The following is a 22,412-nucleotide window of genomic DNA, read 5'->3' on the forward strand; positions in this document are numbered from 1 at the left end:
CTGGACACATCTCCTCCCATTTTTACTAAAGAAAGAAATGAGTGAAAGATTATGATAGTATCCATTATTTCTCAGGGGATGGTCTGGGCGATTCTAGGTTTGGGAATCTTTATGACTTTCCGAATTTTGAATTTTCCAGATATGACTACTGAGGGCTCTTTTCCTCTAGGGGGAGCAGTAGCTGTAACCTTGATAACGCAGGGAGCCAACCCATTTTTAGCAACCCTAGCTGCAGTAGGGGCGGGCTGTCTAGCTGGAATGGCGACGGGACTCTTATATACTAAAGGAAACATTCCAACCCTCTTATCAGGAATTTTAGTAATGACTTCTTGCCATTCCATCATGCTCATGATTATGGGACGTGCCAATCTGGGGATTCTTGGAACCAAGCAAATTCAGGATGTCTTGCCTTTTGATTCAGACCTTAACCAACTCCTGACTGGATTAATCTTTGTAGCTCTTGTTATTGGCCTCATGCTCTTTTTCCTTGATACCAAACTAGGCCAAGCCTACATCGCTACAGGTGACAATCCTGATATGGCTCGTAGCTTTGGTATCAATACGGGACGTATGGAACTCATGGGCTTGGTTCTCTCAAATGGGATTATCGCGCTTGCAGGAGCCTTAATTGCTCAACAAGAAGGATATGCAGATGTTTCTCGAGGAATCGGTGTGATTGTCGTAGGGCTTGCCAGCTTGATTATTGGTGAGGTATTGTTCAAGAGTTTGACCTTGGCAGAGCGTCTCATGACCATTGTCGTAGGCTCTATCGCTTATCAGTTCCTCGTTTGGGGAGTGATTGCTCTTGGGTTTAATACAAGTTATCTTCGTTTGTACAGCGCCTTGATTTTGGCAGTTTGCCTTATGATTCCAACCTTCAAAAGCAAATACCTGAAAGGAGTCAAGTTTAGCAAATGACAGCAATTGTAGAATTAAAAAATGCTACCAAAGTCATCACGAATGGCTTTGATGAGGAAAAAATCATTCTGAATGATGTTTCTCTTGAAATTTTCGAACATGATTTCATTACTATTCTAGGTGGAAATGGAGCAGGGAAGTCAACGCTTTTTAACACGATTGCAGGTACCTTACCTTTAACAAGTGGAAGTATTCGTATCATGGGTGAGGACGTGACGCATTTTTCACCTGAAAAGCGGGCTAAGTATTTGTCTCGTGTCTTTCAGGATCCTAAGATGGGGACGGCTCCCCGTATGACAGTGGCGGAAAATCTCTTAATTGCCAAGTTTCGTGGTGAGAAGAGAGGACTCCTTCCTAGAAGACTTTCAAGCCATCGGGAAGAGTTTCAGACAACCATTGAAAAAGTGGGAAATGGCCTTGAAAAACATCTGGACACTCCGATTGAGTTTCTTTCAGGTGGACAACGTCAGGCCTTGAGTCTCTTGATGGCAACCTTGAAGCGACCAGAGTTGCTCTTGTTGGATGAACACACAGCAGCCCTTGACCCAAAAACGAGTGTAGCCTTGATGGAATTAACAGATGACTTTGTCAACAAGGATCATCTAACAGCTTTGATGATTACTCACCATATGGAAGATGCACTGAAGTATGGAAATCGTCTGATAGTCATGAAAGAAGGTCGAATCATCCAAGACCTCAATAAAGAAGAAAAAGCTAAGATGAAAATTTCAGACTACTATCAACTGTTTGAATAGGAGACGGCAGGAACTTCCTGAGACTATATAAAATCAAAACTTAGAAGCACGCAGATGTTTCTAGTTTTTTTAGTGACATAATTAGATCGATTGGTGCACTTGTCCAAGTTGCTTCATTTTATAGTATAATAAGTATCAACATGGAGTATAAATACAAGATTATTCCTAGCCTTTTAAGAAAATATCAAAATCAAGGATATCTAGGATAATAATAAGTCATTCAAAGTGAAAAAAATTCAATAAAACATATTGTTTATGGAGGTAAAAAATGACTTACACACAAGAAGACTTTCAGGAATGGATTTTCCAGATTGAATTTAAAATGGATTATTTTACTAAGGATTTTGCCCAAGAGCAAAATTTAATCTTGGACTATAGCATGCAGTCCTTGGATGATTTGGAGGCTTGGATTTTGGCTCATTATGAAAATCACCATGTCTTGATAGAGGATAAAAAACTCTTGGATTATTTAACAGTCTATATCGGAGAAACCTTCCGCAAGCACTTAGGTGGCAAGTGGTTCATTGACCTAAAGAATAAAAAGAATGCTTATTATTCCATGCCTGTGTTGGTTGATCCTTCCTATCGAGGAGAAGTATATATAGCACCCATGACTTTTGCAACGGCTTGTATCAGCAGAAAAGATGGACAATATATTAGCAGAATACTGAAAAATAATCTTCAAGAACAAGTAAAATAAAAGTAACTTATGAGCAATCTTACAAGAAAATAAAAGGATAAGTTGGAGGAGTTAAGGAGAAGATTCCCGATAACATGATAACAGTGAGTTTTTATGAAATATAAGTAGGGAAAGCGTATGAAATGGTTTACTTTTTTTCAGAAATAAGCTATACTAGTTAACGTAAAACTATGATAACATGGAGGTATTGTGTATGGTTGACAAGCAAGTTATTGAAGAAATCAAAAACAATACCAACATTGTGGAAGTCATAGGCGACGTGATTTCTTTACAAAAGGCTGGACGGAACTATTTAGGGCTCTGTCCTTTTCATGGTGAGAAGACCCCCTCTTTCAACGTTGTGGAAGACAAGCAGTTTTATCATTGCTTCGGCTGTGGTCGTTCAGGAGATGTTTTTAAGTTCATCGAAGAATACCAAGGTGTGTCCTTTATGGAAGCCGTTCAGCTCTTAGGGGAGCGCGTCGGTATTCAACTAGCCATGCCTGTCCAGTCTCGTCCTCAACAAGCTTCCCCTCATCAAGCTCTATATGATATGCATGGAGAAGCTGCCCGTTTTTACCATGCCATCCTCATGACGACAAAGATGGGAGAAGAAGCAAGGGCTTATCTCTACAAACGCGGATTGACAGACGATGTTCTGAAGCACTTCCAGATTGGACTAGCTCCAGCAGAGAGAACTTATCTCTATCAACGTTTGGCTGACAAGTTTGAGGAAAAGGATTTATTGGATTCGGGCTTGTTTTATCTGTCAGATGGTAATCAATTTTATGATACTTTTTTTGGACGGATCATCTTTCCATTGACCAATGACAAGGGGCAGGTTATTGCATTTTCAGGTCGTATCTGGCAAGAAACGGACAGTCAGACTGCCAAATATAAAAATAGTCGCTCGACTGCAATTTTTAACAAGAGTTACGAATTGTATCATTTGGACAAGGCAAAAAAGGGAACAGGTAAGATTACAGAGCTCTATCTGATGGAAGGCTTCATGGATGTGATCGCAGCCTACCGTGCTGGTATAGAAAATGCTGTAGCTTCCATGGGAACAGCCCTGAGCAAGGAACATGTTGATCATCTTAAACGCTTTACCAAAAAGATTGTTCTTAGCTATGATGGTGACAAGGCAGGGCAGGCAGCAACAGTCAAAGCTCTGGAAGAATTAAAAGATTTCTCAGTGGAAGTTGTCCGAGTACCTGATGCCATGGACCCCGATGAGTATCTACAAAAGAATTCTGCTGAAGACCTGGCTTACCTTTTAACCAAGACTCGGATTAGTCCTATAGAGTTCTATATTCACCAGCTAAAGCCTGAAAATAGTGATAACTTACAGGCGCAAATCGAGTTCATTGAAAAGATTGCACCCCTAATCGCCAAAGAAAAGTCTATCACTGCCCAGAATTCTTATATCCACATTCTGGCGGATAATCTACCTTCTTTTGATTACCAGCAGGTGGAGCAGATTGTAAATGAAAGTCGCATTGTTCAAAGGCAGGAAAGAGTCAAAGAGGAGCAACCTCCAGCAGCGATTAGTTTGCCTGTGACTCGGCAACTAACAGCAGTCATGAGAGCAGAGGCTCATCTCCTTTATAGAATGGCCGAGAATCCAGTTGTTCTAAATGACTACAGATTAAGAGAAGATTTTTTCTTTGATACCCCAGAATTTCAGATTCTTTACGAATTATTAAGTGAGCAGGGAGAAATCGGCTCAGAGGAGCTTTCTCATCAGACACCTGAGGTTGAAAATGCTTGGTACCACGTGCTTAGTCTGGATTTGCCAGCTGATATGTCGCCTCAAGAGCTAGCGGAAGTCGAAGCGACTCGAAACCGTGCCCTCCTCAGCAAGGACAACTTAAGAATTAAAAAGAAAGTGCAGGAAGCTAGTCATGTAGGAGATACGGACACAGCCTTGGAAGAATTGCAACGATTGATTTCCCAAAAGAGAAGAATGGAGTAATAATGGCAACAAAACAAAAAGAAGTAACGACATTTGATGTGCAAGTAGCAGACTTTATCCGTAACCACAAAAAAACAGGAACAGCAACAGACGATGAAATCAATTCAAGTCTGGTTATTCCTTTTACCTTAGATGCAGACGGCATTGAAGACCTTTTGCAACGGATTCAGGATGCTGGAATTTCTATCACAGATAATGAAGGAAATCCAAGTGCGCGTGTTCTTAGTACAGAAGAAGAACCAGAACTCAGTGATGAGGACTTGATTGGCTCAACTTCTGCCAAGGTTAATGACCCAGTCCGTATGTATTTGAAGGAAATCGGGGTCGTTCCTCTCCTAACCAACGAAGAGGAAAAAGAATTGGCCCTAGCTGTTGAGGCTGGTGATATCGAGGCCAAACAACGTCTTGCCGAAGCCAACCTTCGTTTGGTGGTTTCTATCGCTAAGCGCTACGTAGGGCGTGGCATGCAGTTTCTTGACTTGATCCAAGAAGGAAACATGGGCTTGATGAAGGCTGTTGACAAGTTTGACTATTCAAAAGGATTTAAGTTTTCAACTTACGCAACTTGGTGGATTCGTCAGGCAATCACTCGTGCCATCGCTGACCAGGCTCGTACCATTCGTATCCCTGTCCACATGGTTGAAACCATTAACAAGCTTGTCCGTGAACAGCGGAATCTCCTTCAAGAATTAGGGCAAGATCCAACTCCTGAACAAATCGCTGAGCGTATGGATATGACACCTGACAAGGTCCGTGAAATCTTGAAAATCGCCCAAGAACCAGTATCACTTGAAACACCGATTGGTGAAGAGGACGATAGCCATCTTGGGGACTTTATCGAAGACGAAGTGATTGAAAATCCAGTAGACTACACAACTCGTATCGTTTTGCGTGAGCAGTTGGATGAAGTCTTGGATACTCTTACAGACCGTGAAGAAAACGTCTTGCGCTTGCGTTTCGGACTAGATGATGGGAAAATGCGTACTCTTGAAGATGTTGGTAAAGTCTTTAACGTGACTCGTGAGCGTATTCGTCAGATTGAAGCCAAGGCTTTGAGAAAATTGCGTCAACCAAGTCGCAGCAAACCACTTCGTGATTTTATTGAAGACTAAGAGTGAGGAATAACATGACTTATACAGAAGAGCAAATTGAAACGATCAAAACACGCATTTTAAATGCCTTGGAAGAGGTCATCGACCCTGAGTTGGGAATTGATATTGTCAACCTAGGTTTGATTTACGAGATTCGTTTTGATGGTGAAACAGGTCACACGGAAATTGATATGACCTTGACAACTATGGGTTGCCCACTGGCTGACCTCTTAACAGACCAGATACACGATGCGATGACAGAGGTGCCTGAGGTAACCAATATCGAAGTCAAATTGGTCTGGTATCCAGCCTGGACGGTTGAAAAAATGAGTCGCTATGCGCGTATCGCCCTAGGAATTAAGTAATCGATTGGAAAATTACGAGAGACGATTGGAAAAGAGAGGGGCTCCTCCATTTTCCTCTGGTCTCTTCTTTCTTTTACTGATTTTCTTGAAATAAAATGGTATAATGAGTAATATGGAAAACAAAAAATTGCGTATTAATATGCTAAGTTCAAGTGAAAAAGTGGCTGGTCAAGGAGTATCAGGAGCTTATAGAGAATTGGTTAGTCTCCTTCACCGTGATGCCAAAGATCAGTTAATTGTTACGGAGAATCTTCCTGTAGAGGCAGACGTAACCCACTTTCACACCATTGATTTCCCTTATTATTTATCCACATTTCAAAAGAAACGCTCTGGGAGAAAAGTTGGCTATGTGCATTTCTTGCCTGAGACACTCGAAGGGAGTTTGAAAATTCCATTTTTCCTAAAAGGAATTGTCAAACGCTATGTTTTTTCCTTTTACAATCGGATGGAACACTTGGTGGTGGTCAATCCCATGTTTATCGAGGATCTAGTTGCTGCGGGTATTCCACGAGAAAAAATAACTTATATTCCCAATTTTGTAAACAAAGAAAAATGGCATCCATTACCAGCTGAACAAGTTGCACAACTTCGTGAAGAAATGGATCTCGCAAAAGATCAGTTTGTCGTGGTTGGTGCGGGCCAGGTTCAGAAACGAAAAGGGATAGATGATTTTATCCGTCTTGCTGAAGAATTGCCAGAAATTACCTTTATCTGGGCTGGTGGTTTTTCATTTGGTGGAATAACAGATGGTTATGAACGCTATAAGAAGATTATGGACAATCCACCTAAAAATCTAATTTTCCCAGGTATTGTGTCACCGGAGAGGATGCGGGAACTGTATGCTTTAGCTGATTTGTTCTTACTACCTAGCTATAATGAACTATTCCCTATGACCATCTTAGAGGCAGCTAGTTGCGAGGCTCCTATTATGTTAAGGGATTTGGACCTGTATAAGGTCATTCTTGAGGGAGATTATCGTGCTACAAGTGATGTCTCTGAGATGAGAGAAGCAATCCTAGAATATAAAGAAAACCCTGAAGCGTTGAAAGAATTGAAAGAAAAAGCTAAAAGGATATCCAAGCAGTATTCAGAAGAGCGTTTACTGGGAATTTGGTTAAAATTTTATCGGGAACAGGCTGCTCTAGGTAAAAAGTGAGGTAATCTATGCGAATTGGTTTATTTACAGACACCTATTTTCCTCAGGTTTCCGGGGTTGCGACCAGTATTCGAACCTTGAAGACAGAGCTTGAGAAGCAAGGCCATGCAGTTTTTATCTTTACAACAACAGATAAAGATGTGAACCGCTACGAGGATTGGCAAATTATTCGAATTCCAAGTGTCCCTTTCTTTGCATTTAAAGATCGACGATTTGCCTATCGAGGTTTTACAAAGGCACTTGAAATCGCCAAGCAGTATCAACTCGATATCATTCATACCCAGACAGAATTTTCACTTGGATTATTAGGGATTTGGATCGCACGAGAATTGAGAATTCCTGTTATCCATACCTACCATACCCAGTACGAAGACTATGTGCATTATATTGCTAAGGGGATGTTGATTCGTCCAAGTATGGTAAAATATCTGGTACGTGGTTTCCTTCGTGATGTAGACGGAGTAATCTGTCCTAGCGAGATTGTTCGGGACCTTTTATCTAAATACAAAGTGAAGGTTGAAAAACGTGTCATTCCAACCGGAATTGAGCTAGCTAAGTTTGAACGACCTGAGATTAAAGAGGAAAACTTGCAAGAACTTCGTTCGAAGTTAGGTATTCAGGAAGACGAGAAAATGCTACTGAGCCTTTCGCGTATTTCTTATGAGAAGAATATCCAAGCAGTCCTAGATGCTTTTGCTGAAGTATTAAAAGAAGAAGATAAAGTGAAGCTGGTCGTTGCTGGAGACGGTCCTTATCTGGACAGTCTGAAAGAGCAAGCAGTGAAATTAAACCTGCAAAAACATGTGATTTTTACAGGTATGATTGCTCCAAGCGAGACAGCCTTATACTATAAGGCTGCAGATTTCTTCATCTCTGCCTCAACGAGTGAAACTCAGGGCTTAACCTATCTAGAAAGTCTAGCCAGTGGAACGCCTGTTATCGCTCATGGCAACCCCTATCTTGATAACCTGATCAGTGATAAAATGTTTGGTACCCTCTACTATGGAGAACGAGAGCTTGCAGGAGCTATCCTTGAAGCCTTGATTGCTACTCCTGATATGTCTGAACAAAAGTTGGCGGATAAGTTGTACGAAATTTCGGCTGAGAACTTTGGAAAACGAGTACATGAGTTTTACCTTGATGCCATTATCTCAAATAACTTTGAACATGAATTGCATGATGGAAAACCTGTCAGTCAGCGCTTTTTAAAAACGATTTTATATCTACCCCAACAGGCTGTTACAAGTCCAGTAAAAGAGTCTAAGCGTATTTTGCGGGCTTCTCGGAAGCAATTATCCAGAATCAGAGATTATTGGAAAGATGAATTCAAATAATAGAATAAGAGGAAAATATTATGAAAAAATTAATGCGAAGTGGAAAAAACCAAATAATTGGTGGAGTCTGTGCAGGAGTTGCCCATTATTTTGATATTGACCCAACAATTGTTCGTGTTGTTTGGGGTGTTCTTGCATTTTGTTATGGAGCAGGAATCCTTGCTTACATCATTTTATGGGTGGTTGCACCGGTTTCAACAGACTATTAATTTAGAATTATAAAGTGAAAAGGAGAAGTTATGGCTTTTGGAGATAATGGAAAACGTAAAAAAACATTGTTTGAGAAAGTGACACTTGTTGTCGTGCTCATCATGTTGTTTGTAACCCTTGCTGGTATCTTTGCAACTGCGCTTGGAGCTTTTAGCAGATTCTAAGCAAGCTGCGAGAATAGAAACAATAACTAATGACTGGGTTCTCCCCAGCCTTTTTAAAGTGAGAAGAAAATATGAGTATGTTTTTAGATACAGCCAAGATCAAGGTCAAGGCTGGTAATGGTGGCGATGGCATGGTTGCCTTTCGTCGTGAAAAATATGTCCCTAATGGCGGTCCGTGGGGTGGTGATGGTGGACGTGGAGGTAACGTTGTTTTCGTGGTAGACGAAGGCTTACGTACCTTGATGGATTTCCGCTATAACCGTCATTTCAAGGCTGATTCCGGTGAAAAAGGGATGACCAAAGGAATGCATGGACGTGGTGCAGAAGATCTTCGTGTTCGCGTACCACAGGGGACTACTGTACGTGATGCGGAAACAGGAAAAGTCATTACCGACTTGATTGCACATGGTCAGGAATTTATCGTGGCTCATGGCGGTCGAGGTGGTCGTGGAAATATCCGTTTTGCCACTCCCAAAAATCCTGCACCTGAAATCTCTGAGAATGGAGAACCGGGGCAAGAACGTGAGTTGCAACTGGAATTGAAAATCTTAGCAGATGTCGGCTTGGTCGGTTTCCCATCTGTTGGAAAGTCAACTTTGCTTAGTGTCATCACTTCAGCTAAACCTAAAATCGGTGCTTACCACTTTACGACGATTGTCCCTAATTTGGGTATGGTTCGTACACAGTCAGGTGAATCTTTTGCAGTAGCAGACCTTCCAGGTTTGATTGAAGGGGCCAGTCAAGGGGTTGGTCTTGGAACCCAGTTTCTCCGTCATATCGAACGTACACGAGTTATCCTCCATGTCATCGATATGTCTGCTAGCGAAGGTCGTGATCCTTATGAGGATTACCTTGCTATCAATAAGGAATTGGAATCCTACAACCTTCGTCTCATGGAACGTCCGCAGATCATCGTAGCCAACAAGATGGATATGCCTGAAAGTCAGGAAAATCTTAAAACTTTCAAGGAAAAGTTGGCAGCAAACTACGACGAGTTTGAGGAACTTCCAGCTATCTTCCCTATTTCTGGATTGACCAAGCAAGGTTTGGCAACTCTTTTAGATGCGACAGCTGAATTGTTGGACAAGACTCCAGAATTTCCGATTTATGATGAATCCGATATGGAAGAAGAGGCTTACTACGGCTTTGACGAGGAAGAAAAGGCCTTTGAGATTAGTCGTGATGATGATGCGACATGGGTACTTTCTGGTGAAAAACTCATGAAACTCTTTAACATGACCAACTTTGACCGTGACGAATCAGTTATGAAATTTGCCCGCCAGCTTCGTGGTATGGGGGTTGACGAAGCCCTTCGTGCGCGTGGAGCTAAAGATGGCGACTTGGTTCGCATCGGTAAATTTGAGTTTGAATTTGTAGACTAGGAGATTGATATGGGAGATAAACCGATATCATTCCGAGATGCAGATGGAAATTTTGTTTCTGCAGCAGATGTGTGGAATGAAAAGAAACTAGAAGAATTGTTTAATCGTCTCAACCCTAAACGTGCTCTTCGATTGGCACGCACAAAGAAAGAAGAAACACAGTCCAAGAAATAAAAAATTCCCGTGATCTTTTGATCACGGGATTTGTGTTATTCGCCAAAGAAAAATGGTGGTGCGTATTTTTTAAGGCTTTCAAAACAAGCTTGCGCTTTTGTAGCATCTTCACAGATAATCATGCAGACATCATCTCCACAAAGCGTTGCAATGACATCTGGAAAGTCCAAGGAATCAATTACAGATCCAAATGATTGGGCTAAACCGGGTAAAGTTTTCAAAATAACTTGGTGTTGGACAGGACGCAACATAACAAGAGCATCTTCCATATAATTTTCAAGACGTTTTTCCCACTTGGAGATAGAGCCTGTATTTAACACGTAGTAAGAATTATCTTCTTCTCGTACTTTTGAAAGGTTCATGGTTTTGATATCGCGTGATAAGGTTGCCTGTGTAACTTGGATATCGTTTTCGGCTAACAAGGCTTGCAATTCCGCTTGGGTATGGATTTTATTTTTTGAAACGAGGGCACGAATAAGTTGGTGTCTGTGTTCAGATTTGTTCATAAGTGTTAATAGCTCCTTTTATGAGGGAATAGTGATAGTAGACTGTGCTAAATCAACAGTCAAGCGATAGTCTGTATTATCTCGAATTGTAATCTCAAAGTCTGTTGTGTAGAGCACTAAGCGGAGAATGTCTCCTTCTTTAAGTTTGTAAATAGTTGGTTGAAGTTCTAGCTTGAAGTCCATCCATTCATTTGGTTGAATTTCTTCGATTGTCAAGAGATCATCTCGGTTTTGAAGATTGAGGTAGCCTTTGGTGATGACACGTTGGGCACTTGGGTTGAATGGCAGTTCACAGAGATTTTCTAACATGTGGTAACGACCATTGTCAATGGTTCGGACTGATTGAACCGCTGGATAGGGTTGAAGGTACTTCTGTTGTCCTAGTTGGAGAAGTTGAGCAGACAATAATCCCTTATTCGTACTTGATTTGACACGAAGTTTCAGCTCCACTCGACCATTTAAGTGAATGTCTTGACTTACTGGAAGGTCAATGGTGATTTGATTGGCTTTTCCCTGGTAAAGTTCAGTGTTGAAGGTCTGGTAAGTCTTTCCATAACGTTCAAAATCTTTTTGATCATACTGGTTTTGAATTACCTTTTCTTCAACTCCAAGAGAGAAGGTATGCAGTTCGTCCTGTTTGCCAAAGTCATCAAGTCTCTGCCAAGTTTGCGGTGTAGTATTGTCCTGCCAGATGACAGTAGGAAGTTGATAGTTTGAGTCAAGTCCTAACAATTTTTTACTTAACAAGGCATTCATGGACTCGCGGAAGTCAATTGACTGCCAGTTGTTCATATAGACATGGGCACCATGATGGAAAAAGAGGTGCTTGTTGATATGAGTTGGAAGAGCATGAAACATCTGGTAAACATGAAGAGGTTTGACATTCCAATCCTGAGAACCATGCGTAAAGACGACCTCAGCTTGAACCTTGTGAGCATTGAGTAGATAGTTGCGGTCATGCCAAAACTGATTGTAGTCACCAGTCTTGCGATCTAATTGTTCTTTTACCTTCTCTAAGTCTGCCTGATGAACTCCATTACCACGAATATAATCACCAGCTAGGAGATTACGGGAGTAGGTCAATTCAGCAAGTGAGTCAAAATCCTCACCTGGATAACCACCTGGGCTAGTCACCAAACCATTTTCCCGATAGTAGTTGTACCAAGAGGAAATACCTGCTTCAGCGATAATGACCTCTAAGCCATCAACACCAGTGGTGGCGAGACCATTGGACATGGTGCCTAGATAGGAAATTCCTGTTGTTGCAACTTTGCCGTTTGACCAATCAGCCTTGACTTGACGTTTGCGCGTGTGGTCTGTGAAAGCACGGCAACGACCATTAAGCCAGTCAATCACGTTTTTATATGCTTCAATTTGCTGGTAGTCCCCATTGGTCATGAGACCTTGAGAATCTTTAGTTCCAACACCCGATACATAGAGATTGGCAAATCCTCGTGGGAGGAAGTAGTCGTTGAGAGTGTATGAGCTATTGATATGAGCTAACTTTTCTTTAGCTTCAGAGACGAGTTCAGCTTGGCCGATAGGCTCGACTAAATTCAGCTTGGGCTCCTCAAGCTGAATGGTGTGGGCAGGTTTGACCTCAAACTCCCCTTCCATTTTGTAGAGAGCTTTATCGCTAGCTTTGCCGTTGGTCCCTTGGTGATAAGGGCTGGCAGTCATAACTGAAGGAATTTGTCCATCATAACACGGGCGAATAATGCTGACCTTGACTAAGTCAGGGAGACCGTCTTTATCGGTATCCACACGGCTCTCGACATACACGACTTCACGAATGACATCATGAGTAGAGAAGGTTGCCAAGCTCTTACCGTTAAAGTAGTGGTAGTGATTGTCTTCTGAAATGAGACCGTCACTAACAAGTTGGTCGATGAGCGTATTTCCTTTTTTCGTTCGCGTATTGAGTAACTGATAAAGATTTTCGATGAGATCTCCATAAACAATAGGAAATCCAGTTTCTTTACGGAATTGTTCGGCGTCCTCAAAGTCAACAAGATAGTTAAACCCTAAAAGTTGAAAAACTACCGTGTAGAAAACATCAGCAGTTAAATCACGCTCTGATTGGAAAAAAGTTAATAGATCTGTTTCGTTATCCGCGGCCAAAGTGGATAAGGCATAATCCGTGTTAGAATAAGTGAAAAAACTCCAACGGATGAAGTCTTCAAATTGCTTTTTTAAGGGCAGTTGAGGGGACAATTCCAGACCAAGACTTGCTAATTCATCTAATTGTTGAGAACTAGAGGTCGGAAGATAGCTAAATTGATTAAAACGCATGGTTCTCTCCTTTGAAAACAGACTGAATTTATTATATCAAAAAATAAGGAAAAATGGAATAAATAAACTTTGATGCAAGAAATTTCGTGAAGCGGAATACCTATTTAGTAAGTTATTATAAAATGATGAATAAATACTATAATAAAAAGCCCTTTCTTAGAATTTTTTATATGTGAAATTGCATATAGAGTCTGACTTTATTATACTTTACTTAGTATAAAAATATCTAAAATGATATTCAAATCCATCTTATAATATTAAAAATTAAAGGGAAGAAAGACGGAAAGGTTGTAAATGCTGATGTTGAAAAGAAAGCATCCGAGTTGCTTCAATATCCAACTTAAAATGGTATAATAGTAGTAAAACGAAAGCAAGGAGGAGAAGAAATGATTGCGCAGCTCGACACCAAGACTGTTTACAGTTTTATGGAAAGTGTGGTTTCGATTGAAAAATATGTACAAACAGCTAAAGAGTATGGCTATTCTCACCTTGCTATTATGGATGTGGATAATCTCTATGGAGCCTATCATTTTCTAGAAGTGACTCGTAAGTATGGCATCCAACCTTTAATTGGTCTTGAAATGACCTTGATCAAAGATGAGGAGAATATTTCTCTTCGTTTTCTAGCCCTATCCACTAAAGGCTATCAAGAGTTGATGAAGTTATCCACTTTAAAAATGACTGGATGGAAAAATTGGTCTGACTTCACCTCCCACCTCGAAGATGTGGCCATTATTGTTCCCTATTTTAATGGGGTCGAACAACTGGATTTGGGGCATGATTATTTTATCGGTGTCAGTCCAGATACTCCTCAAGAAGTCTTTACTAGATCTATTCTTCCACTCTATCAAGTCAACTCTTTTGAAAAAGAAGACCTACAGGTTTTACAAATCTTGTCAGCAGTCAAGGATAATGTCAGCCTAAGAGAAGTGGATCTGCATTCACAACAAGGAATCTTTCTACCTGCCTCAGGCTTGGAAGCACGTTTTATGAATCGCTTCCCTCAGGCGCTTGCCAATCTCCAGGATTTGATAGAGAATGTAAGCTATCAAATCGACCCAAGTTTAAAACTCCCTCGCTTTAATCCTGAAAGACCAGCAGTAGAAGAACTTCGAGAGAGGGCTGAGCAAGGCTTGAGTGACAAGGGGCTAACCTCAGCTATCTATCGTGAGCGACTAAATGAAGAATTAGCTGTGATTCATGATATGGGCTTTGACGACTATTTTCTTGTAGTTTGGGATTTGCTCCGTTTTGGACGTTCCCAAGGATATTACATGGGAATGGGGCGTGGTTCTGCGGTTGGTAGTCTAGTAGCTTACTCACTGGATATTACAGGAATTGACCCGGTTGAAAAGAACTTGATTTTCGAACGCTTTTTAAATCGTGAGCGTTACACCATGCCTGATATCGATATCGACATCCCTGACCTTTATAGGCCGGAGTTTATTCGCTATGTTCGTGATCGCTATGGTAGTCAGCATGTGGCGCAAATTGTCACTTATTCGACCTTTGGGGCAAAACAAGCAATTCGTGATGTTTTTAAACGCTATGGCGTTCCAGAGTACGAATTAACAAATATTACGAAAAAAATCAGTTTCCGAGATACGCTAACGACAGCCTATGAAAAGAATTTACAGTTTAGGCAGGTCATCAATAGCAAAATGGAATATCAAAAAGCTTTTGAGATTGCTCGAAAGATAGAAGGTTATCCTCGTCAGACCTCTATTCATGCTGCAGGAGTCGTTATGAGTGACCAGGACCTGACAGACTATATCCCGCTAAAATACGGTGAGGATATGCTGATCACCCAGTACGATGCACATGCAGTTGAAGCAAATGGCCTTTTAAAAATGGATTTCCTAGGTCTGCGTAACCTAACTTTTGTACAAAAAATGCAGGAATTACTAGCAGAATCAGAAGGTATTCATCTGAGAATCGAAGAGATTGATTTGGAAGACAAGGAAACTCTTGCCCTCTTTGCTGCTGGAAATACCAAGGGGATTTTCCAATTTGAACAACCTGGTGCCATTCGACTCTTGAAACGAGTTCAGCCACAAGTCTTTGAAGAGGTAGTAGCCACAACCTCCCTCAACAGACCAGGAGCTAGTGATTATATTGATAACTTTGTCGCTCGGAAGCACGGCAAAGAAAAGGTGACGGTGCTGGATCCTGTCTTGGAGGATATTCTGTCATCAACTTATGGTATTATGCTCTATCAAGAGCAGGTCATGCAGGTAGCTCAGCGATTTGGAGGCTTCAGCCTTGGTAAAGCTGATATTCTCAGACGAGCCATGGGTAAGAAAAATGCTAAAGAGATGCATTTGATGAAGGAAGATTTTATCACAGGAGCTATGAAATTGGGGCATACAGAAGAAAAAGCCAACCAAGTATTTGCAGTGATGGAAAAATTTGCAGGCTATGGATTTAACAGATCCCACGCCTATGCCTACTCAGCGCTGGCTTTCCAGCTAGCTTATTTCAAGACGCATTATCCCGCTATTTTCTTCCAAGTCATGTTGAATTATTCCAGTAGCGATTACATTGTGGATGCATTGCAGATGGGCTTTGAAGTAGCCCCGTTAGCAATCAATAGCATTCCCTATCACGATAAAATTGCTCAGAAGAAAATATATCTTGGTCTAAAAGCCATTAAGGGCATCCCAAGAGATTTTTCTTACTGGATCATCGAAAATCGTCCTTTCTCAAGCATTGAAGATTTTGTCACACGTCTTCCCAAGAATTACAAGAAACTGTCGCTTTTGACTCCTTTGGTTGAACTAGGGCTCTTTGATGAATTTGACAAGAATCGCCAGAAAATCTTAGTGAACCTACCAAACTTATTTGTTTTTGTTGAGGAGTTAGGTGGACTCTTTGCGGATACAACCTATAGTTGGACTGAAGCTGATGATTTTACTGAGACGGAGAAATTTTACAAGGAGCAGGAATTGATTGGGGTAGGTATCAGTGCCCATCCTCTCCAAACTCTTGCCAAACAAGCCCTATATCCGACGACCCCGATTGCTAATCTTACTGAGGGAGCTCAAGCTACTCTCCTAGTTGAAGTGCAAAAACTAAAAGTGATTCGAACCAAGAAGGGAGAGAACATGGCTTTCCTACAGGTTCATGACAGTAAGTCTCGGATGGATGTGACTGTATTTTCAGATCAATATAGAAAATTCGCCCCCATCCTCTCCGAAGGGAAATTTTACTATATCAATGGGAAGGTTCAATCTCGAGATGGCCGTTTGCAAATGATTGCACAAGATTTGAAAGAAGCAGTGGCGGAACGATTCTGGATTCAAGTTAAAAATCATGAATACGATAAAGAGATTTCAAATATCCTAGAACAATACAAAGGCCCAACTCCTGTGATTATCAGGTATGAAGAGGAGCAAAAAACAGTTGTTTCTACACGGCATTTTGTAAAAAAAGAGCCTGCTTTACAGGAGAAATTAAAGGAAATTACCATGAAAACGATTTATCGCTAAAAATACGAAAAATAGAAGAATTTTCGATTTAAATGTGGTATAATCAGTAAGAATGTTAAAAGGAAAAGGAGCAAAAACCAAATGAAACGTATTGCTGTTTTGACCAGTGGTGGAGACGCCCCTGGTATGAATGCTGCCATCCGTGCAGTAGTTCGCCAAGCAATCTCAGAAGGAATGGAAGTTTTCGGTATCTATGATGGGTATGCAGGTATGGTTGCCGGCGAAATTTATCCACTTGATGCTGCTTCAGTAGGAGACATCATTTCCCGTGGTGGTACTTTCCTTCACTCTGCTCGTTACCCTGAGTTTGCACAACTTGAAGGTCAACTTAAAGGGATTGAGCAGTTGAAAAAACACGGTATCGAAGGTGTCGTTGTTATCGGTGGTGACGGTTCTTATCACGGAGCTATGCGCTTGACTGAGCATGGATTCCCTGCTATCGGACTTCCAGGTACAATCGATAACGATATCGTAGGTACTGACTTCACAATCGGATTTGATACTGCAGTTACTACTGCAATGGATGCAATCGATAAGATTCGTGATACATCATCAAGTCACCGTCGTACTTTCGTTGTTGAAGTAATGGGACGTAATGCTGGCGATATCGCACTTTGGGCAGGTATTGCAACTGGTGCTGATGAAATCATTATCCCTGAAGAAGGCTTCAAGATGGAAGATATCGTAGCTAGTATCAAAGCTGGTTATGAATGTGGTAAAAAACACAACATCATCGTTTTGGCCGAGGGGGTTATGTCTGCCGATGAATTTGGTAAGAAACTAAAGGAAGCAGGAGATACTAGTGACCTTCGTGTGACTGAGCTTGGACATATCCAACGTGGTGGTTCACCAACCGCTCGTGACCGTGTATTAGCGTCACGTATGGGAGCACACGCTGTTAAACTTCTCAAACAAGGAATCGGTGGTGTCGCTGTTGGTATCCGTAACGAAAAAATGGTTGAAAACCCAATTCTTGGAACAGCAGAAGAAGGAGCCTTGTTCAGCCTAACAGCTGATGGCAAAATCGTTGTTAACAACCCTCACAAAGCTGACCTTGAACTTGCTAGCTTGAATAAGAGCTTGTCATAATCAACTTTAACTAATCTGGTAAAATGACCATAAAAGGTCAAATTATATAAAGGAGTCACAAATCATGAATAAACGTGTAAAAATCGTTGCAACTTTGGGTCCTGCGGTTGAAATCCGTGGTGGAAAGAAATTCGGTGATGACGGATACTGGGGTGAAAAACTTGACGTTGAAGCTTCAGCAAAAAACATTGCTAAATTGATTGAAGCGGGAGCTAACACTTTCCGTTTCAACTTCTCACACGGTGACCACCAAGAACAAGGTGAACGTATGGCAACTGTTAAACTTGCAGAAAAACTTGCAGGTAAGAAAGTTGGTTTCCTTCTTGATACTAAAGGACCAGAAATCCGTACTGAGTTGTTCGAAGGTGAAGCTAAAGAGTACTCATACAAAACTGGTGAAAAAATCCGTGTTGCAACTAAACAAGGAATCAAATCAACTCGTGAAGTGATTGCTTTGAACGTTGCTGGTGCTCTTGACATCTATGATGACGTTGAAGTTGGTCGCCAAGTATTGGTTGACGATGGTAAACTTGGTCTTCGCGTTGTAGAAAAAGACGATGCAACTCGTGAATTTGTAGTTGAAGTGGAAAATGACGGTGTGATTGCTAAACAAAAAGGTGTAAATATCCCTAACACTAAAATTCCTTTCCCAGCTCTTGCTGAACGTGATAACGATGATATCCGCTTTGGTCTTGAACAAGGTATTAACTTCATCGCGATTTCATTCGTACGTACTGCAAAAGACGTTAACGAAGTTCGTGCAATCTGTGAAGAAACTGGTAACGGTCACGTTCAATTGTTCGCTAAAATCGAAAACCAACAAGGTATCGACAACTTGGATGAAATCATTGAAGCTGCTGACGGTATCATGATCGCTCGTGGTGACATGGGTATCGAAGTACCATTCGAAATGGTTCCAGTTTACCAAAAAATGATCATCACTAAAGTGAACGCAGCTGGTAAAGTCGCTATCACAGCAACAAACATGCTTGAAACTATGACTGAAAAACCACGTGCAACGCGTTCAGAAGTATCAGATGTGTTTAACGCTGTTATCGACGGAACTGACGCTACAATGCTTTCAGGTGAGTCTGCAAATGGTAAATATCCACTTGAGTCAGTTACTACGATGGCAACTATTGACAAAAATGCTCAAACTCTTTTAAAAGAATACGGTCGCTTGTCGTTTGTTAACTTGCCACGTAATTCTAAGACTGAGGTTATGGCTTCAGCTGTTAAGGATGCGACAAATTCTATGAATATCAAGTTGGTGGTTACTCTTACTAAGACAGGTCACACTGCTCGTTTGATTTCTAAATACCGTCCAGATGCTGATATCTTGGCAATCACTTTCGATGAATTGACTCAGCGTGGTTTGATGTTGAACTGGGGAGTTATTCCAGTAACCACTGATCGCCCATCAAACACTGATGATATGTTTGATCTCGCTGAAAGAATTGCAGTTGAGCAAGGTTTGGTAGAATCTGGTGATGATATTGTTATCGTTGCAGGTGTGCCACTTGGCGAAGCTGTTCGTACAAACACAATGCGCATCCGCACTGTACGCTAATCTAACATTACAAAGCCTATCATATCAAGCTGTTCAGCTTGAATGATAGGTTTTTTTATCGAAATGGAATGTTTAATCAATAGGAATGGGAAAAAATTGAAAATTGTGGTATAATAGAACGAAAAGACCTTTTTAGTAAATTTTGAAAGAGTAAAACATGAGAAAAATTGTCATCAATGGTGGACGTCCATTGCAAGGTGAGATCACCATTAGTGGTGCTAAAAATAGTGTTGTAGCACTTATTCCAGCTATTATCTTATCAGATGATATTGTCACTTTAGATTGTGTTCCAGACATTTCAGACGTTGCTAGTCTTGTCGAAATCATGGAAATTATGGGGGCGACTGTTAAGCGTTATGAGGATGTCTTGGAGATTGATCCAAGAGGCGTTCAAAACATTCCTATGCCTTATGGTAAGATTAATAGCTTGCGTGCTTCTTATTATTTCTACGGAAGTCTTTTAGGTCGCTTTGGTGAAGCTACAGTTGGACTTCCTGGTGGATGTGATCTGGGGCCTCGTCCGATTGACCTTCACTTAAAAGCCTTTGAAGCCATGGGTGCTAAGGTCAGCTATGAGGGAGATAATATGAATTTATCTGCCCAAGGTAAGGGACTTCACGGAGCAAGTATTTACATGGATACCGTCAGCGTTGGTGCAACGATTAACACTATGATTGCTGCGGTTAAAGCTAAGGGACGCACTGTCATTGAAAATGCGGCTCGTGAACCGGAAATTATTGATGTCGCTACCCTTTTGAACAATATGGGGGCCCACATTCGTGGTGCGGGGACTGATATTATCATTATTGATGGTGTTGAGAAACTTCATGGAACGCGTCACCAAGTCATTCCAGACCGTATCGAAGCTGGAACCTATATTTCACTTGCTGCAGCGGTAGGAAAAGGAATTCGCATTAACAACGTTCTCTATGAGCACTTAGAAGGGTTTATCGCCAAACTAGAGGAAATGGGCGTTCATATGACAGTCTCAGAAGACAGTATCTTCGTTGAAGAACAGTCTGATTTGAAGGCCATCAATATCAAAACAGCTCCTTATCCTGGATTTGCAACCGATTTGCAACAGCCTATCACGCCACTTTTACTAACTGCCCAAGGTCGTGGAACCATTATTGATACGATTTATGAGAAACGTGTCAATCATGTCTTTGAGTTAGCAAAAATGGATGCGGATATTACGACTACAAATGATCACATTATCTACAACGGTGGTCGTAGATTGCACGGGGCAAGCGTAAAAGCTACAGACTTGCGAGCTGGTGCAGCGCTTGTTATTGCTGGTTTGATGGCTGAAGGTAAAACTGAAATTACGAATATTGAGTTTATCCTTCGTGGCTACTCAGATATTATTGAAAAATTGCGTAGTCTTGGAGCAGATATTACACTCGTTGAAGACTAAGCCGTTGAGGTGATTATGAATATTTGGACCAAATTAGCAATGTTTTCTTTTTTTGAAACGGAGCGCTTGTATTTGCGTCCTTTCTTTTTTAGTGACAGTCAAGCGTTTTTCGAGATTGCTTCCAATCCTGAAAATTTACAGTTTATTTTTCCCAGTCAAGCAAGTTTAGAAGAAAGTCAGTACGCACTTGCTAACTATTTTATGAAGACTCCTCTAGGTGTTTGGGCTATTTGTCTCCAAGGAAATCAGGAAATGATTGGCTCCATTAAATTTGAAAAGATTGATGAAATCAAAAAAGAAGCAGAAATTGGTTATTTCTTAAAAAAGGATTCTTGGTCACAAGGTTATATGACAGAAGTGGTTACCAAGCTTTGTCAGCTTTCCTTTGAAGAATTTGGTTTAAAACAATTATCCATCATCACTCATTTGGAAAATCAAGCTAGCCAAAAAGTAGCCTTAAAATCGGGATTTAGTCTCTTCCGACAGTTTAAGGGGAGCGATCGCTATACACGAAAAATGAGGGACTATCTTGAATTTCGATACATAAAAGGAGAATTCAATGAGTAAACACCAGGAAATTTTGTCCTATCTGGAAGAGTTGCCAATTGGGAAAAGAGTTAGTGTTCGCAGTATCTCTAATCACCTAGGTGTTAGTGATGGAACCGCCTACCGAGCTATCAAAGAAGCTGAAAATCGTGGCATCGTTGAAACTCGGCCACGTAGTGGAACCATACGAGTTAAGCCAAAGAAAGTGGCTATTGAACGGCTAACCTATGCTGAAATCGCTGAAGTCACCTCCTCTGAGGTTTTAGCCGGTCAGGAAGGGCTGGAGAGAGAGTTTAGCAAATTTTCCATTGGGGCCATGACAGAGCAGAATATCCGATCCTATCTCCATGATGGTGGTCTTGTGATCGTAGGTGACCGTACTCGTATTCAACTTCTAGCCTTGGAAAATGAAAATGCGGTCCTCGTGACAGGTGGTTTTCATGTTCAGGATGATGTTCTTGAGTTGGCCAATAAAAAAGGGATTCCAGTTCTAAGAAGTAAAGATGACACTTTTACAGTAGCGACCATGATTAACAAAGCTCTCTCAAACGTTCAAATCAAAACCGATATTCTGACAGTTGAAAAGCTCTATCGTCCCAGTCATGAGTATGGTTTTTTGAGAGAAACCGATACAGTCAAAGACTATCTAGACTTGGTTCGTAAGAACAGAAGTAGCCGTTTTCCAGTTGTTAACCAACACCAAGTGGTTGTTGGGGTTGTTACTATGCGTGACGCAGGAGACAAGTCTCCCAGCACGACGATTGACAAGGTGATGACGCGCAGCATCTTCGTAACAGGATTGGCGACCAATATTGCCAATGTTAGTCAACGAATGATTGCAGAAGACTTTGAGATGGTTCCGGTAGTCAGAAGCAACCAAACCCTACTCGGTGTTGTAACACGACGAGATGTCATGGAAAAGATGAGCCGTTCTCAGGTTTCTGCTTTGCCGACTTTTTCAGAGCAAATTGGGCAAAAACTCTCTTATCATCATGATGAAGTCGTCATAACTGTTGAACCCTTCATGTTGGAGAAAAATGGTGTCCTTGCTAATGGGGTTTTGGCTGAAATCCTCAACCATATGACCCAAGACCTCGTTGTCAATAGCGGACGTAATCTCATCATTGAACAGATGTTGATTTATTTCTTGCAGGCTGTACAGATAGATGATACTTTGCGGATTCAGGCTCGTATTATTCACCACACGAGACGCTCAGCTATTATTGATTATGATATTTATCATGGTCATCAGATTGTTTCAAAAGCAAATGTTACGGTTAAAATTAATTAGAATCTAGGAG

General features: G+C 41.2%; 20 protein-coding genes. 18 read left to right on the forward strand and 2 right to left on the reverse strand.

Annotated features, from left to right (window positions below; genetic code table 11):
* The first annotated feature begins 51 nt into the window (after nt 1–51).
* From HMPREF1518_RS03180 to HMPREF1518_RS03235, 12 genes are all read left to right on the forward strand, one after another.
* On the forward strand, nt 52–918 hold the full coding sequence (locus tag HMPREF1518_RS03180; RefSeq protein ID WP_033584102.1) for an ABC transporter permease: 867 nt from the start codon (nt 52–54) through the stop codon (nt 916–918).
* Nucleotides 915–1,673 carry an ABC transporter ATP-binding protein gene (locus HMPREF1518_RS03185; RefSeq protein ID WP_033584104.1) on the forward strand — a complete coding sequence of 253 codons (759 nt, stop codon included), beginning with the start codon at nt 915–917 and terminating at the stop codon, nt 1,671–1,673. The genes HMPREF1518_RS03180 and HMPREF1518_RS03185 overlap by 4 nt, the downstream gene beginning before the upstream one ends.
* Before the next feature lie 268 nt (nt 1,674–1,941).
* Nucleotides 1,942–2,373 (forward strand): hypothetical protein, encoded by a 432-nt coding sequence (locus HMPREF1518_RS03190; protein ID WP_000222726.1) that lies wholly within the window; start codon nt 1,942–1,944, stop codon nt 2,371–2,373.
* Nucleotides 2,374–2,566: 193 nt separating this feature from the next.
* Nucleotides 2,567–4,327 carry a DNA primase gene (gene dnaG / locus HMPREF1518_RS03195; protein ID WP_033584106.1) on the forward strand — a complete coding sequence of 587 codons (1,761 nt, stop codon included), beginning with the start codon at nt 2,567–2,569 and terminating at the stop codon, nt 4,325–4,327.
* 2 nt (nt 4,328–4,329) lie between these two features.
* Nucleotides 4,330–5,439 (forward strand): RNA polymerase sigma factor RpoD, encoded by a 1,110-nt coding sequence (gene rpoD / locus HMPREF1518_RS03200; RefSeq protein ID WP_000201893.1) that lies wholly within the window; start codon nt 4,330–4,332, stop codon nt 5,437–5,439.
* Nucleotides 5,440–5,453: 14 nt separating this feature from the next.
* Nucleotides 5,454–5,783: a metal-sulfur cluster assembly factor gene (locus HMPREF1518_RS03205; RefSeq protein WP_033584109.1), complete on the forward strand. Its 330-nt coding sequence runs from the start codon at nt 5,454–5,456 to the stop codon at nt 5,781–5,783.
* A gap of 112 nt (nt 5,784–5,895) precedes the next feature.
* Entirely contained in the window at nt 5,896–6,939 is a 1,044-nt protein-coding gene (locus HMPREF1518_RS03210) for a glycosyltransferase family 4 protein (protein WP_000428259.1), read from the forward strand.
* An 8-nt stretch (nt 6,940–6,947) separates the two neighbouring features.
* Nucleotides 6,948–8,273, forward strand: a complete 1,326-nt coding sequence (locus HMPREF1518_RS03215) for a glycosyltransferase family 4 protein (RefSeq protein ID WP_033584112.1) — start codon at nt 6,948–6,950, stop codon at nt 8,271–8,273.
* A 20-nt stretch (nt 8,274–8,293) separates the two neighbouring features.
* Nucleotides 8,294–8,482 (forward strand): PspC domain-containing protein, encoded by a 189-nt coding sequence (locus HMPREF1518_RS03220; protein ID WP_000735791.1) that lies wholly within the window; start codon nt 8,294–8,296, stop codon nt 8,480–8,482.
* 30 nt (nt 8,483–8,512) lie between these two features.
* Nucleotides 8,513–8,647, forward strand: a complete 135-nt coding sequence (locus tag HMPREF1518_RS03225) for a DUF4044 domain-containing protein (RefSeq protein WP_000863851.1) — start codon at nt 8,513–8,515, stop codon at nt 8,645–8,647.
* Between the two features lie 71 nt (nt 8,648–8,718).
* On the forward strand, nt 8,719–10,029 hold the full coding sequence (gene obgE, locus HMPREF1518_RS03230; protein WP_033584114.1) for a GTPase ObgE: 1,311 nt from the start codon (nt 8,719–8,721) through the stop codon (nt 10,027–10,029).
* A gap of 9 nt (nt 10,030–10,038) precedes the next feature.
* Nucleotides 10,039–10,203 carry a hypothetical protein gene (locus HMPREF1518_RS03235; protein WP_000502578.1) on the forward strand — a complete coding sequence of 55 codons (165 nt, stop codon included), beginning with the start codon at nt 10,039–10,041 and terminating at the stop codon, nt 10,201–10,203.
* Between the two features lie 35 nt (nt 10,204–10,238).
* Here HMPREF1518_RS03235 and HMPREF1518_RS03240 read toward each other — a convergent pair whose 3' ends face one another.
* Both HMPREF1518_RS03240 and HMPREF1518_RS03245 read right to left on the reverse strand, forming a co-directional pair.
* Entirely contained in the window at nt 10,239–10,709 is a 471-nt protein-coding gene (locus HMPREF1518_RS03240) for an arginine repressor (RefSeq protein ID WP_007519472.1), read from the reverse strand.
* An 18-nt stretch (nt 10,710–10,727) separates the two neighbouring features.
* Nucleotides 10,728–13,001, reverse strand: coding sequence for a Xaa-Pro dipeptidyl-peptidase (locus tag HMPREF1518_RS03245; RefSeq protein WP_033584116.1), 2,274 nt, complete (start codon nt 12,999–13,001; stop codon nt 10,728–10,730).
* 386 nt (nt 13,002–13,387) lie between these two features.
* Between HMPREF1518_RS03245 and HMPREF1518_RS03250 the strand changes: the two genes are divergently transcribed.
* The 6 genes from HMPREF1518_RS03250 to spxR all read left to right on the forward strand — a co-directional run bounded on the left by HMPREF1518_RS03250 (nt 13,388) and on the right by spxR (nt 22,402).
* On the forward strand, nt 13,388–16,489 hold the full coding sequence (locus HMPREF1518_RS03250) for a DNA polymerase III subunit alpha (protein WP_033584118.1): 3,102 nt from the start codon (nt 13,388–13,390) through the stop codon (nt 16,487–16,489).
* Between the two features lie 81 nt (nt 16,490–16,570).
* A complete protein-coding gene (pfkA, locus tag HMPREF1518_RS03255; RefSeq protein ID WP_000820879.1) occupies nt 16,571–17,578 on the forward strand; it encodes a 6-phosphofructokinase in 1,008 nt (335 codons plus the stop codon).
* A gap of 64 nt (nt 17,579–17,642) precedes the next feature.
* Nucleotides 17,643–19,148 carry a pyruvate kinase gene (gene pyk / locus HMPREF1518_RS03260; protein WP_033584120.1) on the forward strand — a complete coding sequence of 502 codons (1,506 nt, stop codon included), beginning with the start codon at nt 17,643–17,645 and terminating at the stop codon, nt 19,146–19,148.
* Nucleotides 19,149–19,305: 157 nt separating this feature from the next.
* Nucleotides 19,306–20,565: a UDP-N-acetylglucosamine 1-carboxyvinyltransferase gene (locus tag HMPREF1518_RS03265; RefSeq protein ID WP_033584122.1), complete on the forward strand. Its 1,260-nt coding sequence runs from the start codon at nt 19,306–19,308 to the stop codon at nt 20,563–20,565.
* 15 nt (nt 20,566–20,580) lie between these two features.
* Nucleotides 20,581–21,132, forward strand: a complete 552-nt coding sequence (locus HMPREF1518_RS03270) for a GNAT family N-acetyltransferase (protein ID WP_033584124.1) — start codon at nt 20,581–20,583, stop codon at nt 21,130–21,132.
* Nucleotides 21,125–22,402 (forward strand): CBS-HotDog domain-containing transcription factor SpxR, encoded by a 1,278-nt coding sequence (gene spxR / locus HMPREF1518_RS03275; protein WP_000033801.1) that lies wholly within the window; start codon nt 21,125–21,127, stop codon nt 22,400–22,402. The genes HMPREF1518_RS03270 and spxR overlap by 8 nt, the downstream gene beginning before the upstream one ends.
* Nucleotides 22,403–22,412: the final 10 nt, after the last annotated feature.

It is taken from the genome of Streptococcus sp. SR1 (assembly GCF_000526075.1).
In the GTDB taxonomy this organism is placed as follows: Bacteria; Bacillota; Bacilli; order Lactobacillales; family Streptococcaceae; genus Streptococcus; species Streptococcus halitosis.

Excerpts from the sequence above, each read along its gene's own strand:
- obgE (WP_033584114.1), top strand. The coding sequence starts at position 8,719 with ATGAGTATGTTTTTAGATACAGCCAAGATCAAGGTCAAGGCTGGTAAT.
- HMPREF1518_RS03235 (WP_000502578.1), top strand. The coding sequence starts at position 10,039 with ATGGGAGATAAACCGATATCATTCCGAGATGCAGATGGAAATTTTGTT.
- HMPREF1518_RS03265 (WP_033584122.1), top strand. The coding sequence starts at position 19,306 with ATGAGAAAAATTGTCATCAATGGTGGACGTCCATTGCAAGGTGAGATC.
- HMPREF1518_RS03210 (WP_000428259.1), top strand. The coding sequence starts at position 5,896 with ATGGAAAACAAAAAATTGCGTATTAATATGCTAAGTTCAAGTGAAAAA.
- pfkA (WP_000820879.1), top strand. The coding sequence starts at position 16,571 with ATGAAACGTATTGCTGTTTTGACCAGTGGTGGAGACGCCCCTGGTATG.
- HMPREF1518_RS03270 (WP_033584124.1), top strand. The coding sequence starts at position 20,581 with ATGAATATTTGGACCAAATTAGCAATGTTTTCTTTTTTTGAAACGGAG.
- HMPREF1518_RS03225 (WP_000863851.1), top strand. The coding sequence starts at position 8,513 with ATGGCTTTTGGAGATAATGGAAAACGTAAAAAAACATTGTTTGAGAAA.
- HMPREF1518_RS03215 (WP_033584112.1), top strand. The coding sequence starts at position 6,948 with ATGCGAATTGGTTTATTTACAGACACCTATTTTCCTCAGGTTTCCGGG.
- dnaG (WP_033584106.1), top strand. The coding sequence starts at position 2,567 with ATGGTTGACAAGCAAGTTATTGAAGAAATCAAAAACAATACCAACATT.
- HMPREF1518_RS03250 (WP_033584118.1), top strand. The coding sequence starts at position 13,388 with ATGATTGCGCAGCTCGACACCAAGACTGTTTACAGTTTTATGGAAAGT.
- pyk (WP_033584120.1), top strand. The coding sequence starts at position 17,643 with ATGAATAAACGTGTAAAAATCGTTGCAACTTTGGGTCCTGCGGTTGAA.
- HMPREF1518_RS03205 (WP_033584109.1), top strand. The coding sequence starts at position 5,454 with ATGACTTATACAGAAGAGCAAATTGAAACGATCAAAACACGCATTTTA.
- HMPREF1518_RS03185 (WP_033584104.1), top strand. The coding sequence starts at position 915 with ATGACAGCAATTGTAGAATTAAAAAATGCTACCAAAGTCATCACGAAT.
- HMPREF1518_RS03180 (WP_033584102.1), top strand. The coding sequence starts at position 52 with ATGATAGTATCCATTATTTCTCAGGGGATGGTCTGGGCGATTCTAGGT.
- HMPREF1518_RS03220 (WP_000735791.1), top strand. The coding sequence starts at position 8,294 with ATGAAAAAATTAATGCGAAGTGGAAAAAACCAAATAATTGGTGGAGTC.
- HMPREF1518_RS03245 (WP_033584116.1), bottom strand. The coding sequence starts at position 13,001 with ATGCGTTTTAATCAATTTAGCTATCTTCCGACCTCTAGTTCTCAACAA.
- rpoD (WP_000201893.1), top strand. The coding sequence starts at position 4,330 with ATGGCAACAAAACAAAAAGAAGTAACGACATTTGATGTGCAAGTAGCA.
- HMPREF1518_RS03190 (WP_000222726.1), top strand. The coding sequence starts at position 1,942 with ATGACTTACACACAAGAAGACTTTCAGGAATGGATTTTCCAGATTGAA.
- HMPREF1518_RS03240 (WP_007519472.1), bottom strand. The coding sequence starts at position 10,709 with ATGAACAAATCTGAACACAGACACCAACTTATTCGTGCCCTCGTTTCA.
- spxR (WP_000033801.1), top strand. The coding sequence starts at position 21,125 with ATGAGTAAACACCAGGAAATTTTGTCCTATCTGGAAGAGTTGCCAATT.